The 12,287-nt window shown below is 59.8% G+C and carries 10 protein-coding genes; 5 read left to right on the top strand and 5 right to left on the bottom strand.

From position 1 onward, the window contains the following. Nucleotides 1-66: 66 nt before the first annotated feature. Together Q4S41_RS16910 and Q4S41_RS16905 are read right to left on the bottom strand one after the other, a co-directional pair. Complete coding sequence (locus Q4S41_RS16910; protein WP_305032311.1) at nt 67-426, bottom strand: DUF952 domain-containing protein; 360 nt, start codon at nt 424-426, stop codon at nt 67-69. Between the two features lie 174 nt (nt 427-600). Beyond that, a complete protein-coding gene (locus tag Q4S41_RS16905) occupies nt 601-987 on the bottom strand; it encodes a hypothetical protein (RefSeq protein ID WP_305032310.1) in 387 nt (128 codons plus the stop codon). Nucleotides 988-1,154: 167 nt separating this feature from the next. Between Q4S41_RS16905 and hppD the strand changes: the two genes are divergently transcribed. The 5 genes from hppD to Q4S41_RS16880 all read left to right on the top strand — a co-directional run bounded on the left by hppD (nt 1,155) and on the right by Q4S41_RS16880 (nt 7,340). Continuing rightward, on the top strand, nt 1,155-2,288 hold the full coding sequence (hppD, locus tag Q4S41_RS16900; RefSeq protein ID WP_305032309.1) for a 4-hydroxyphenylpyruvate dioxygenase: 1,134 nt from the start codon (nt 1,155-1,157) through the stop codon (nt 2,286-2,288). 137 nt (nt 2,289-2,425) lie between these two features. Further along, nucleotides 2,426-3,682 (top strand): T9SS type A sorting domain-containing protein, encoded by a 1,257-nt coding sequence (locus tag Q4S41_RS16895; RefSeq protein WP_305032308.1) that lies wholly within the window; start codon nt 2,426-2,428, stop codon nt 3,680-3,682. Nucleotides 3,683-3,808: 126 nt separating this feature from the next. Further along, nucleotides 3,809-5,545, top strand: coding sequence for a phospho-sugar mutase (locus Q4S41_RS16890; protein WP_305032307.1), 1,737 nt, complete (start codon nt 3,809-3,811; stop codon nt 5,543-5,545). 1 nt (nt 5,546) lies between these two features. Next, nucleotides 5,547-6,014: a hypothetical protein gene (locus Q4S41_RS16885; protein ID WP_305032306.1), complete on the top strand. Its 468-nt coding sequence runs from the start codon at nt 5,547-5,549 to the stop codon at nt 6,012-6,014. Between the two features lie 198 nt (nt 6,015-6,212). Continuing rightward, nucleotides 6,213-7,340 carry a porin family protein gene (locus Q4S41_RS16880; protein WP_305032305.1) on the top strand — a complete coding sequence of 376 codons (1,128 nt, stop codon included), beginning with the start codon at nt 6,213-6,215 and terminating at the stop codon, nt 7,338-7,340. 13 nt (nt 7,341-7,353) lie between these two features. Here Q4S41_RS16880 and Q4S41_RS16875 read toward each other — a convergent pair whose 3' ends face one another. The 3 genes from Q4S41_RS16875 to Q4S41_RS16865 all read right to left on the bottom strand — a co-directional run bounded on the left by Q4S41_RS16875 (nt 7,354) and on the right by Q4S41_RS16865 (nt 11,973). After that, complete coding sequence (locus tag Q4S41_RS16875; protein WP_305032304.1) at nt 7,354-9,459, bottom strand: hypothetical protein; 2,106 nt, start codon at nt 9,457-9,459, stop codon at nt 7,354-7,356. A gap of 220 nt (nt 9,460-9,679) precedes the next feature. Then, nucleotides 9,680-11,362 carry an ABC1 kinase family protein gene (locus Q4S41_RS16870; RefSeq protein ID WP_305032303.1) on the bottom strand — a complete coding sequence of 561 codons (1,683 nt, stop codon included), beginning with the start codon at nt 11,360-11,362 and terminating at the stop codon, nt 9,680-9,682. A gap of 128 nt (nt 11,363-11,490) precedes the next feature. Beyond that, nucleotides 11,491-11,973, bottom strand: a complete 483-nt coding sequence (locus Q4S41_RS16865; RefSeq protein ID WP_305032302.1) for a phasin family protein — start codon at nt 11,971-11,973, stop codon at nt 11,491-11,493. Nucleotides 11,974-12,287 lie beyond the last annotated feature (314 nt).

Below are 12,287 nucleotides of genomic sequence, written 5' to 3'. Positions count from 1 at the left end.
TTTAAGGTGTTGCTTCTGGGCGGAAGATGCAGCCCGGGAACCGGAGGTTGCACGGCTGCTCAGAAATTATTTTGCTGAATCGGCCAGTTCGGCCGGCAGTTGGAAATTGCCGGCTTCATCGGGAGCAAACGGCCACGTGCGCCGCACCGCCGCCAGCGGCACCGCCCCGAAAACATGCGCAAAATGCTGCCCGCGGCTGGCCACCCATTCGCGCTCCACGCGCACGCTGGCAGCAGCCAGCGCGTCCTCGTCCCATTCCAGCAAAACCAAATCGGCCCGCTCGGCATAGTACCGGCGGGCCGTATCGAGAATCTGGTGCTGCTCCGAGGAATGAATAAAACCCTCGGCCGCGAGGTCGGCGCTGGCGAAAAAGCCGGTGTGCTGGGCGCACTGCCAGTCGGCAGGCTCGGCAAGGCGGTAAAGCATATTGATTTGGGATAGAGGGAAATTAAGATAGTGGAAAAACAGAACGTCATGCTGAGCGTAGCCGAAGCATCTCTACCGCAGTGGTAATCCAATCCATAGGATTAGTTACGCGGTAGAGATGCTTCGGCTGCGCTCAGCATGACGTTCCTGGTTTGTTCCGGCGAAACCGTCAGCCTATGCTTTCCACAGCTCCTGCTGCACCTGCTTGCCCACGGTGAGCATGATGCGCACGGGATTCGGAATCAGCGTAATGCGGGCTTCCTTGCCGGGGTATTTTTCCGAATCAACCCACACGCCTTCTTTGGGTGAGGGCGTGGAATTGGGGTTGCTGGGCAGGTAGGCGGTGGGCAGCAGCACATCGGTGTCCGATTTCAGGTCGGTGTGCACCTTGTCGAGCGCCGATTCCAGGAAGTCGCCGTACTCGTCGTTGAAATCGTCTTCGAGGTCGTGCAGGGCCTCTTCCACGTCGTCGTAGCGGGCGTCGTCGTAGGTAAGGGTGTGCAGCTCGGCCTTTTTTTCAATCAGGGCCACGAGGGCGCGGTTCAGTTCTTCGGTATTCATGGGAGCACTAAGGCAGATGATTGGCCACAAAAATGGGAATGATTTGGCAAACCTACGCGCCGCGACGACTCGGCGCCCTGCTTAACGAACTGAACACGGCCGCGAACCAATCAAACCCGTATTTTTACCCCGTCAACCCCCACCCTCAAAATCCTCTTCCCCGCCACATGCAAACCATGACCTCGCCCGAAGTGCTGGCCCAGCCCGCCCAGGACTTCCTCCCCCTCAAAGGCACCGACTTCGTCGAATTCTACGTCGGCAACGCCAAGCAGTCGGCCTACTACTACCAGGCCGCGTTCGGCTACGAGTTGGTGGCTTACGCCGGCCCCGAAACCGGCCTGCGCGACCGCGCCAGCTACGTGCTGCAGCAGGGCAAAATCCGGCTGGTGCTCACCACCTCCCTCCTCCCCGACTCCGAAATCACCCAGCACGTGGCCAAGCACGGCGACGGCGTGAAGGTGATGGCCCTGTGGGTGGACGACGCCCGCAAATCCTATGAGGAAACCACCAAGCGCGGCGCCCGCTCGGCTTTCGAGCCTTATACCATTGAAGATGAGCACGGCAGCGTAACGCTGGCCGGCATTTATACCTATGGCGAAAGCATCCACACCTTTGTGGAGCGCACCAACTACACGGGCCCGTTTATGCCCGGCTTCGTGGCCAAAAGCAGCCTTGTGCCGCAAGGCGCGCCGGTGGGCCTGCTGCACGTCGACCACTGCGTGGGCAACGTGGGCTGGGGCGAAATGAACCAGTGGGTGAAGTTTTACGAGGACGTGATGGGCTTCAAGCTGCTCCTCACCTTCGATGACGAAGACATTTCGACCGAGTATTCGGCCCTGATGAGCAAGGTCGTTTCCAACGGCAACGGCTACGTGAAATTCCCCATCAACGAGCCCGCCGAAGGCAAGAAGAAGTCGCAGATTGAGGAATACCTCGACTACTACCACTCGCCCGGCGTGCAGCACATTGCCATTGCCACCAACGACATCCGCAGCACCGTGACGGAATTGCGCCGCCGCGGGGTGGAGTTCCTGAGTGTGCCCGGCGCCTACTACGAAGACCTGTTGGAGCGCATCGGCGCCATTGATGAAGACCTGGAATCACTCAAAGCCCTGAACCTGCTCGTCGACCGCGACGAGGAAGGCTACTTGCTCCAGATTTTCACTAAGCCCGTAGAAGACCGGCCCACGGTGTTCTACGAAATTATCCAGCGCAAAGGCGCTAAGAGCTTCGGCAAAGGCAATTTCAAGGCGCTGTTTGAGAGCATCGAGCGCGAACAAGCGCTGCGGGGGAATCTGTAGAATCGTGAAGTTTCGGCTGATGTGAGAACGTCATGCTGAGTGCAGCCGAAGCATCTCTACCGTGTTAGTAATTTGTTTACTATTGCGGTAGAGATGCTTCGGCTGCGCTCAGCATGACGTGCTTTCTTTCTGTCGGTATGTTCAAAACCCTTACCTATTACCTGCTGCTCCTACTAGTGGCGCTGGCCACCGCCACCGCCCGGGCCCAAACCGGCTGCCCCGACCCGCGCGCCACCAACTACACCCCCGGCGCCACCGTCAACGATGGCTCCTGCCAGTACGCCACCACCAGTACCACGCTCACCATCAAAGCCCCGCTGGCCGGCGCCGTGCCCGAAAGCTCGGGCCTGCAGCTCACCAGCCAGGGCCTGTGGACGTTCAACGACAGCGGCAACGGCCCCGTTTTATTCAAGGTCGATTCCACGTCGGGCAATGTGCTGCAGCAGGTCACCATCACCAACTTTCCGAACGTGGACTGGGAAGACATTGCGGCCGACGCGCAGTACTTGTACGTGGGGGATTTCGGCAACAACAACGGCGACCGGCGCGATTTGAAAGTGCTGAAGGTGTTAAAGTCGGCCATCGGCACCTCGGCTTCGGAGTCGGTCACGGCCCAGGCCATCAATTTCAGCTACCCCGACCAAACGAATTTCAGCCCCGGCACCAACAACCACAATTTCGACTGCGAAGCCTTTTTCTACTTCAACGATTCGCTGCACCTCTTCACCAAAAACTGGGCCGACCTGCGCACCCGTTACTATACCATTCCGGCCCAGCCCGGCACCCATGTGGCGCATTTGAAAGGCAGCTTCAACGTGAATGGCCTGGTTACGGCGGCCGACCTGAACGCCGCCGGCACCGGCGCGGGCCTGCTGGGCTACAATGCCAGCACCGGGGCCACCTTTCTGTGGCTCCTGTCGGATTTCCGCAACGGGCAGTTTTTGCGTGGCAACAAACGCCGGATTGAGCTACCCAGCGCCCTGCTCATCGGCCAAGCCGAAGGGTTGACTTTTATAGACCCGTACCGCGTGTTTATTTCCAATGAGCGGGTCAGCAGCATCGTCAGCATCCCGGCGCGGCTTTATATGCTGAACACCCGCCCCTGGCTGGCGCCGGCCGTGCCCACGGCCGCTACCACGGCCGCCGAGGCCGTGGAGGTTTCGATTGCACCCAATCCGGCGCGGCAAATCATTCGCATTGCGCGCGCTGGCGGTTCGGCCGGTTTGCTGCAGTTGCAGCTGCGGGATTCGCAGGGCCGAACGGTGGCCGAAGGGTTGCTACCCACGGGCGCCGCCGCGCACGAGCTCAAGGTTTCGGGCCTCGCGGCGGGCCTGTACGTATTGAAGATTCAATCGGCCAGCGGCTTCGTTTTCAAAAAAATAGAGCTGCTGTAGCCGGGCTACTGCCGGCCCCTGCCACCAAAAAACGGGCGGGCAACCCGCAGGCGCCGGGCAGTTATGCGCCAACTTTCTTTCCTTTACGGCCGTTTCCGGCCCACCCGAACTCATTTCTTTCTCCCCATGGCCCTCACCCCCGAAATCCAGCACACCATCAACACCTGGCTCACGCCCGCCTACGACGCCGACACCCAGGCCGCCATCCGCCAGCTGCAGGCCGACGGCCAGGACGACCAGCTCACCGACGCTTTCTACCGCACCCTCGAATTTGGCACCGGCGGCCTGCGCGGCATCATGGGGCTAGGCTCGAACCGCATGAACCGCTACACGCTGGGCATGGCCACGCAGGGCCTGTGCAACTACTTGTTGCAGAGCTTTCCCGGCCAGCAAATCAAGGTGGCCATTGCGCACGACTCGCGCAACAATAGCCGCGCCTTTGCCGAAATCGCGGCTGGCATTTTCTCGGCCAATGGCATCATTGCCTACCTGTTTGAAGCCCTGCGGCCCACCCCGGAACTATCGTTTGCCATTCGCGAATTGCAGTGCCAGAGCGGCTGCGTCATCACCGCTTCGCACAATCCCAAGGAGTACAACGGCTACAAGGTGTACTGGAACGACGGCTCGCAGGTAGTGGCTCCGCACGACCAGAACATCATCGCTGAAGTCAACAAAATCACCAGCCCCACCGAGGTAAAATTCGAGGCTGACCCGTCGAAAATCATCAGCATCGGCGCTGATATTGATGCGAAGTATTTTGCCGCCGCCAAGAAGCTCAGCATCGACCCGGCCGCCATTCAGCGCCAGCACGATTTGAACATCGTGTACACGCCCATCCACGGCTCGGGTGTGACGCTGGTACCGGGCTTGCTGCGCGAGTTCGGTTTCACAAACGTGAACGTGGTGCAGGCCCAGGCCACGCCCGATGGCAACTTTCCCACCGTGCAGTCGCCCAACCCGGAGGAGAAAAGCGCCATGCAGTTGGCCCTCGACCAGGCCAAAGCCACCGATGCCGACATCGTGCTGGCCACCGACCCCGACGCCGACCGCGTGGGCGTCGGCGTGAAAAACGACAAGGGCGAGTGGGTGCTGCTCAACGGCAACCAGACGGCCGCCGTGCTCACCAACTACCTGCTTTCGGCCCGCCACCGCGCCGGCCAGAGCACCCCGCAGGACTTCATCGTGTACACCATCGTGACGAGCGAGGTGCTGGGCGATATTGCCCGCCACTACAACGTGAAGAGCTACCGCACGCTCACCGGCTTCAAGTACATTGCCGGCCTCATCCGCGAGAAGGAAGGCCGCGAAACCTACATCGGCGGCGGCGAGGAAAGCTACGGCTTCCTCATCGGCGATTTCGTGCGCGATAAGGACGCCATTTCGGCCTGCGCGCTGGTGGCCGAGATGGCCGCCGTGGCCAAGGACAAGGGCCGCACGCTCTACCAGGAAATGGTGGACATGTATGCCCAGTACGGCCTCTATGTGGAAGACCTGATTTCCCTCACCAAAAAAGGCCAGCGCGGCGCCGAAGAAATTCAGGAAATGATGGCCAGCCTGCGCGCCAACCCGCCCGCCACCATCGCCGGCATGAAAGTAGTGGAAATCCGCGACTACAAAACCGGCCGCATCCACGACCTCAGCACCGGCCTGGCCACCGACACCGGTGTGGAAAGCTCCAACGTGCTCCAGTTCCTCACCGACGACGGCAGCAAAATTTCGGCCCGCCCCAGCGGCACCGAGCCGAAAATCAAGTTCTATTTCAGCGTGAAGCAGCCCCTGAAATCAGCCGTTGATTTTGATTTGGCGCAGCGGCAGGCGCACGAGAAGATTCAGGCGATAATTGCGGATATGAAGCTGCAATAACATGCTGAAAATAGCATTGCCACGCACCCGGAACTACGTTCTGGGTGCGTTTATTTTTGCCTTTCCATTTTACACACTTTTTAATAAGGAACTCTATTTCGGTATTCCAAGCCTGCTGTTAGCCATATGCACTGCTACAACTTATAATTATATCGCGCTTGATTTCGCGGATGGCTATAAGGGAGAATTTACTTGCTTATTTGGCCTCATCCCACTTGGAGGCTGGGAACGACTACCAGCTATCAACCACTTATTTATCAAGCATTTTTCTGAACTCGTAAAGGACGAAATAAGTGATTCCAGTATTTATCAGACGCTGAAACAACAGCGTTACCTGATTATGTTCGCTGTATCTAATTCTAGCGAAGGCATGTTGGCGGTGCAAGTTCAGGATATTAATAGGGCCCGAAACATTGCTCAAAGTATCGCCACAACTGGTGCTTTAGAGTTGAGGGATTATACCCGTTGAAATAACCGACAAAGCGGTATTACAAAGAAGCCCCAGAGCCTCGCCCCAGCAGGTAAAACCAGCACCGACTACCCGGCCAAAACGCGCTGCGTATTTTCCGCCATGCGTGCGCGGGGCGTGTCCTCGCGGCTTACTTTTACAAGCTATTCAGTTCATGTTTTAATTTTTCTGATGCGTTTACCCTTACTCTTATCTTTTTTGGTTTCTACCTCGGCTGTTTTTGCCCAGCAGTCTTCGTCCGACTACCTCGTCAAAACCAACGGCGACACCCTCCGCGGGCGCGTCCAACTTAATAGTGGCAAAGGGACGATACGGCTGTTTCGCCCGGGTCAGCCGGCGGCCGACTTTAGTGCCGGCGAAGCCCGCAGCTACGGTGGCGCCCGGGGCCCGGCGGGCGTGAGCCGCCTGGTGGGGCGCCAGGGCACGCCGCATTTTGTGGTGCCGCTGGTGGAGGGACCGGTCAGCCTATTTGCCGGGGAGAACGAGCAGCGGGACAAGCGCTTTTACCTGCAGGTGCCCGATTCGAGCTATGTAATTGAAGTGCAGCCCCTTACCTATCAGCTTACCCTGGCCCGCCAACTGGGCGACTGTACGACGCTGGAAATTGGCAGCAATGCTTTCCAACGGCGCTACCCTTACTCCCAAAGCCACCTCGCGGCGCTGGTGATGGACTACAACCGCTGCCGCACTCCGCAGGCACCCAGCCATTTGGTGAAGCACGACTCCGGCCTGCGCGCCGCCTGGGGCGTGAAAGCAGGCATCAATTCGGTCCGGTTCGACCTCAATGTTCCCTCTTTTGCCAACGGGCCCCACACCGGCACGGTAGGCTATCAGGCAGGACTGATGCTCAACTTGTATGGCCGCAGCCATTTTTCGGCACAAATGGAAGCCGTGTATACCACCCTGCGCAGCGCATACGGGCAGTTTGACCTGTATGCGTACAACAGCGGCTCCCCCACCAACACCGTGACCGCCAACGTGCACTATAGCCAGGTGCAGCTGCCGTTGCTGCTGCGCTACTCGGTCGGACACGGGGTTTTCCGGCCCTTCGTCAATGCCGGTCCACTGGTGGCCGTCAACTTTGGCAATACCTCAACCACTTCGTTTCCGCTGACCAAAATGGCCGACCAGCCCATCGAAACCGGAACGTTGAACTATGGCTACGCGGCCGGCGCTGGCGCCTGGCTCAAGCTGCCAGCACTCCCGGCCTTGACGGCCGAGTTGCGATATTCTCAGCTTGAAAACAACGGCGAAAAGGTGAATTTCAACGCCTATAATGTGGTAAAATGCCAGTTGATTCGCCTCGATGTGGGCCTGTTGTTTTGAGCCGGCGCGCCGCCTACAGCCGCACCCCAATGCCCGGCCCCAGCATGAAAAACCACTGGGTGGTGCCTAGCAGATAGCCGCCGCCCAGGTAAAGCGGGAAGGTGAACTTGGCCTCGCGCCGCGTGGGATACACCGAGCCGAGGATGACGACGCCCAGGTCGCGGTTGGCGGTGCTGCTGCCGAGGTTGAAGGCGTTGAGGGCCACGAAGCCGGCGCCGATTTTATAGGGGCGCAAGCGGTTGATTTTGTTGGGGCTGTAGAAGCTGAACTGGGCCAGTGTGGCCAGCGAGATACCGCCCAGGTCGCCGAATTTATCCTCCTTCTGCTTGCGGGTGAGCAGGCCGGCCGGGAAGCTCACGTCGATGTCGAACTTGTAGGTGCGCTTAAGCACGAGCTCCACGGTTTGGGTGTAGCCGGTTTCGGAGTACTGGCTAGCCTGGTGCTTCACCGTCACAAAAATGCGGCTCCACTCGTCGAGGTCGTAGGTTTTGCGGCTCAGGATGGCATTGAGGCTCAGCGGGTCGGTACGGCACTGTTTGTCGGCGTAGAAAGCGGCGCGGGGCGAATTGTCGCCGGGGCAAATGACGATGTTGTCGATGTTGCGCAGCTCCACTAGGTCGCCCTTGGCGTTTACGGTGCGGATTTCAAAGCTCAGAAACTGCTTGCCAAACAGCACATCGGCCTGGTCGATGCCGGCCGGGTTGAACTGAAACACCACGTCGCGGATGGTGCCGTCGTAGAGCACCGGGCCGTTGAGGCGGGTGATGGGCCGGGCCGCGTCGCCATACGTCACCGACACGAAATCTAACGGGTGCGGCCGCTGGAACTCGCGCACACTGAGCGCATAGCCCGTGGCTTGGCCCAGGTTGTAAATCGTGCTTTTGCGCTTGTCGAAATTCACCGGCACCCGCACCCGAAACACCAGCCGCGCATCGGTCCGCACCGACGAATCGGACGGGATGATGGGCAGGTCTTCGAACGATACGCGGGCTTTTTGCAGGCCCTCGCCTTCGAGGCGCACGTCCACGGTTTCGCCGGGGCTCACGCTCAGGCCGGGGCTCCATTCGCCGCCGCGGTGCAGCACCTGCACGTTGCGAATCACGGTTTGGGGCGTGATGTCGAGGTTGGTGAGGTAACGGGCGGCGTCGTTTTCCTTGATGTAGAGGTAGCCTTCGGTCTGGCGGTGGGTGTTGTAGGGGCGCAGGTAGCACAGCACCCGGTCGTTGCTGAGGAACTGCCGGGTAAAGATGTCGGCAATCAGCTCGCCGCCAGGCTCTTCCTGGTCTTCCACGCGGTAGGTGCGGTGCAGCTCGAAGCTGCGGCCGTTGTCGAGAATCAGCTCTACGCCCTTGCGGCGGCTGGCTTCGTCCATGGTCACGTTGCGCTTGTCGGGCGAGAGGAAGCGCAGGCGGCTGGCCTTCACGTTGAACTCCTGCCGGAGCACGGGCAATTGGTAGCTGAGCTTGTTTCCGGGTAGCAGCGTGGGCCGCTCGGTTTGCAGCTTCACCTGCAACGTGCGCACGCCCAGCTGGTTGGGCAGCACGTGCAGGCGCAGCGTGCCGTTGGCCTCGGCCACCAGGCGGTAGTCGAACTCGGGGCCGCGCACCCACTCGCCGGCCGCGTGCACGTTGCGCGGGTTCGAGCTGGTGAGCTCAAATACTTTCTCCTCGCCCACAAACAGCTCGTTATCGGGCACGCGCAGGGCCAGCGTGGTGCGGGCCAGCGGCAGCAGCGGTACCACCTGGCGCAGGGCCGGCCGGCCGGCCGTATCAGCCGCCTGCTCCACCACCAGCCGCAAAAACTGGCTGCTGGTCAGGTTCTGAAACTTGAGCCGCGTGCGAAACCCGCCGTCCTCCTCTTTGGTAAGCGAATCGAGCTGCTGGTAATCGGGCGTGCGGCGCAGACGGAGCGGCTTAGCGCTAGCCGCATTGGCCGGGTAGAGGCGCAGTTCCAGGGTTTCATCGTCGCGTCGAAACCAGAAATACAGCGCCGACGTGCCCTGCATCAGAGCGGTGTTGCGACTCAGCAGGTAGGTGGCGGTGTCGGTGCGCAGGCTGGCTTCGCGCAGCACCGGTGGGCCAGCCGGGGCGGTTTGGGCCGTTGCCAGCTGCGGCAGCACTTCCAGTAAAATCCCAATTAAAATTTGAACTATGCGGGAGTAAAACGGAGCAGGCATGTAATCACGCAGGCAGAAATAGGACCTACGGCGCAAAGGTCGGGCTTTAAGAGTCCGGCAGCCAAGCCTTCGCGCAAGGTTTCGCGAGGTGAAAAGGGGTATCGCAAGTTTGCATTCAACGTCAACCTTGCAAAACCCCTTCTGACCTCGCAAAATCCTGCGCTCACTTCTCTCGCCGCCCAGTGCCGAGTAGCAGCAAAATCAGCAGCATGAAGCCCGTGGCACCGAGGCTCCACCACGTAATTTCGGGCACACCGCGGTGGTAGGGCATGTCGGGCGAGTAGTGGCCCAGCAGCGTGAGGCCCGAAAACAGCAGCCCGCCCACGCCCAGCAGCGCCAGAATAGTGCGGCTCACGAGCTGGTCGGCTTTGCGCAGCAGGGTTTGGTAGCCCACCAGCTCGAACTTCAGCCGAAGTTCGCCCTTGCTGATTTTGCGCACAATCTGGCGCACATCGGCGGGCAGTGTCTGGAGCAGCGCCAGCAGCTGGGTGCCGGTGTATTCGGCCTCGCTGAGCAGGTTTTGGCGGGAGTATTGCTCCCGAATAATCTTGGCGCCGTAGGGCGCCACGAACTCGAAGGTGTTGAAATTGGGGTGCAACACCTTGCCGATGCCTTCGAGAATCACCAGTGCCCGCAGGATGAGAAACACCGCGCCTGGCACCTGCAATTTGTAGTTGTAAATGATGGTCTGGAGGGCATCGGCGAGGTCGCTCATGCTCATCTCCTTCACGTCGAGCATCGCAAAATCCTCAATCAGCTGGCTTAAATCGGCTTCGAAGGCCCGCATATCCGGAATTTCTGCCGTGAGGGCCAGTCGCCGGAAATTGAGCGCCATGCTACGTGCATCCTGCCGCGCCATGCCGATGAACACGCCCGCGAAGGCGTATTTCTGCTGCTTGGTGAGGCGGCCCACCATGCCGAAATCGATGAGCACAATGGTGCCGTCGGGGCGCACCAGCACGTTGCCGGGGTGCGGGTCGGCGTGGAAAATCCCGAACTCAAAAATCTGGGTCAGGTAAATGTCCATGCCGTTTTCGGCCACCGTGGCGGGGCTCAGGTCCCAGGCCAGCAGTTGCGTCTTATCGGTTATTTTGCAGCCGCTCACGAACTCGATGACGAGAATGCGCGCCGTGCTCAGCTCACGGTAAGGCTTGGGCACGTAGAAGGTGGTGTAGTTTTCGTAGAGCTTGCGAAACTGCTCCATGGAGCGGGCTTCGGCCGTGTAATCCAGCTCCTTGCTCATGCTGCGCTCAAAGGCGTCCACGATGTCCTGCGGGTTGGCCAGGCCCTGCTTTTGCAGGAAGCCGGCTGTGAGGCGCACCAGCTCGTGCAGCAGCGCCAGGTCTGATTTCACCTTTTGCTGCACGCCGGGGCGCTGCACCTTCACCACCACTTCCTCGCCCGTGAGCAGCCGCGCCCGGTGCACCTGCCCAATGCTGGCCGAGCCCAGCGTCACGTCGTCAAACTCGCTGAAAACTTCCGAAATCGGCCGGCCCAGCTCTTCCTCGATAATCTGGCGGGCCAGGGCCGTTTCGAAGGGCGGCACATTGCTTTGCAGCTTCTCAAACTCGTCAATCAGGGCCTCGGGCAGCAAGTCGGCCCGGTTGCTCATGGCCTGGGCCAACTTAATGAAGGTGGGGCCCAGCTCCTCAATTATCAGGCGCACCCGCTCCCAGCGCGTGGTTTCGAACACCGGCCGGTCTTCGCGCTGCCAGCTCAGGCGGCGGCTTTTGCTCACGAGGCGGCGCAGCGGCGTGGTCGTCACCACGTCCTCGAAGCCGTAGCGCAGCAGCACTTCCGCCACTTGCCGGATGCGGGTGAGGTTGGAAATCGTGTTTTTGAACATCAGACCGCAGATTTACGCAGATTAAACCGATTTCGCAGATTCAGCGTGGGTCAGCGGCCCTGCTTTTTGTTAAAAAACCCCGCTTGCCTGGCGCAAGCGGGGTTTTTGCTTCTGGTATTGGCTGTGTCTTAGGATTGCTGGTCCGTCTGGGAAGCAGAGGCGGCGGGCTTCTTGGCAGCGGGCTTTTTGGCAGCAGCAGGCTTGGCAGCGCCAGCTTTGGCGGCGGCCGATTTCTGGGCCGAGCCGGCGGCGCTGCTCACTTTGTCGGCGGCTTTTTTCACGGTGCTGGCGGCTTTGCTGGTGACGCTGGTGGCGGCGGGCTTGGCGGCGGCTTTGGGAGCGGGCTTTTTGGCGGCAGGCTTGGCTTTCGATTTGGAATCGCCCAGGCCGACGGATTTTTTCACGCTATCGGCCAGGCCCTGGAACTGCTTTTCGAGCTCGGCGCGCTTGGTTTCGCCGCTTTTCAACAGCTCGTCCACAATTTTCTTGCCCTCTTCCTGGGTCATCTTGTTGTCCTTCACCAACTTCTCGATGGTGCTTTGCACCGTCTTGCTGCCCTGGGCAATGTAACCGACTCCGGCATTGACGAACTTCTTAAACAAATCTTCCATGGGTGTGAAACGGAATGAGGTGAAAGGTAAAAAGGCGAAACGGTTGAAGCAAAAGCTATTGACGGACAAAAGTAGTATGCAAGCCGACTATTTTCGATGCAAACCTACGAACACTCTGCAATATAGTTGAGTTGTGTACGCCGTTTGGGTGTTAAAGTGGCTGTAAGCCATGAAAATGTGTGATATTTTTTCTCTGCAGGGCAAATATCAGTTCGACTTTAGCCAGAACGCTGTAGCGCCGCGGGGGCTCGGCCCCCTTTGGCCTTCCCCCTGGGCCGGCGGCCCTTTTGGGTGGGGGCGGGTGGGCGGGGGGC

The organism is Hymenobacter convexus (genome assembly GCF_030580955.1).
Taxonomy (GTDB): Bacteria; Bacteroidota; Bacteroidia; order Cytophagales; family Hymenobacteraceae; genus Hymenobacter.
The sequence above is the reverse complement of the archived record's forward strand: the minus strand, read 5'-3'. Positions and strand labels throughout refer to the sequence as shown.

What these genes read in the sequence shown, in the direction of transcription:
- Q4S41_RS16910 (WP_305032311.1), bottom strand. Translation starts at nt 426, where the DNA reads ATGCTTTACCGCCTTGCCGAGCCTGCCGACTGGCAGTGCGCCCAGCAC.
- Q4S41_RS16905 (WP_305032310.1), bottom strand. Translation starts at nt 987, where the DNA reads ATGAATACCGAAGAACTGAACCGCGCCCTCGTGGCCCTGATTGAAAAA.
- hppD (WP_305032309.1), top strand. Translation starts at nt 1,155, where the DNA reads ATGCAAACCATGACCTCGCCCGAAGTGCTGGCCCAGCCCGCCCAGGAC.
- Q4S41_RS16895 (WP_305032308.1), top strand. Translation starts at nt 2,426, where the DNA reads ATGTTCAAAACCCTTACCTATTACCTGCTGCTCCTACTAGTGGCGCTG.
- Q4S41_RS16890 (WP_305032307.1), top strand. Translation starts at nt 3,809, where the DNA reads ATGGCCCTCACCCCCGAAATCCAGCACACCATCAACACCTGGCTCACG.
- Q4S41_RS16885 (WP_305032306.1), top strand. Translation starts at nt 5,547, where the DNA reads ATGCTGAAAATAGCATTGCCACGCACCCGGAACTACGTTCTGGGTGCG.
- Q4S41_RS16870 (WP_305032303.1), bottom strand. Translation starts at nt 11,362, where the DNA reads ATGTTCAAAAACACGATTTCCAACCTCACCCGCATCCGGCAAGTGGCG.
- Q4S41_RS16865 (WP_305032302.1), bottom strand. Translation starts at nt 11,973, where the DNA reads ATGGAAGATTTGTTTAAGAAGTTCGTCAATGCCGGAGTCGGTTACATT.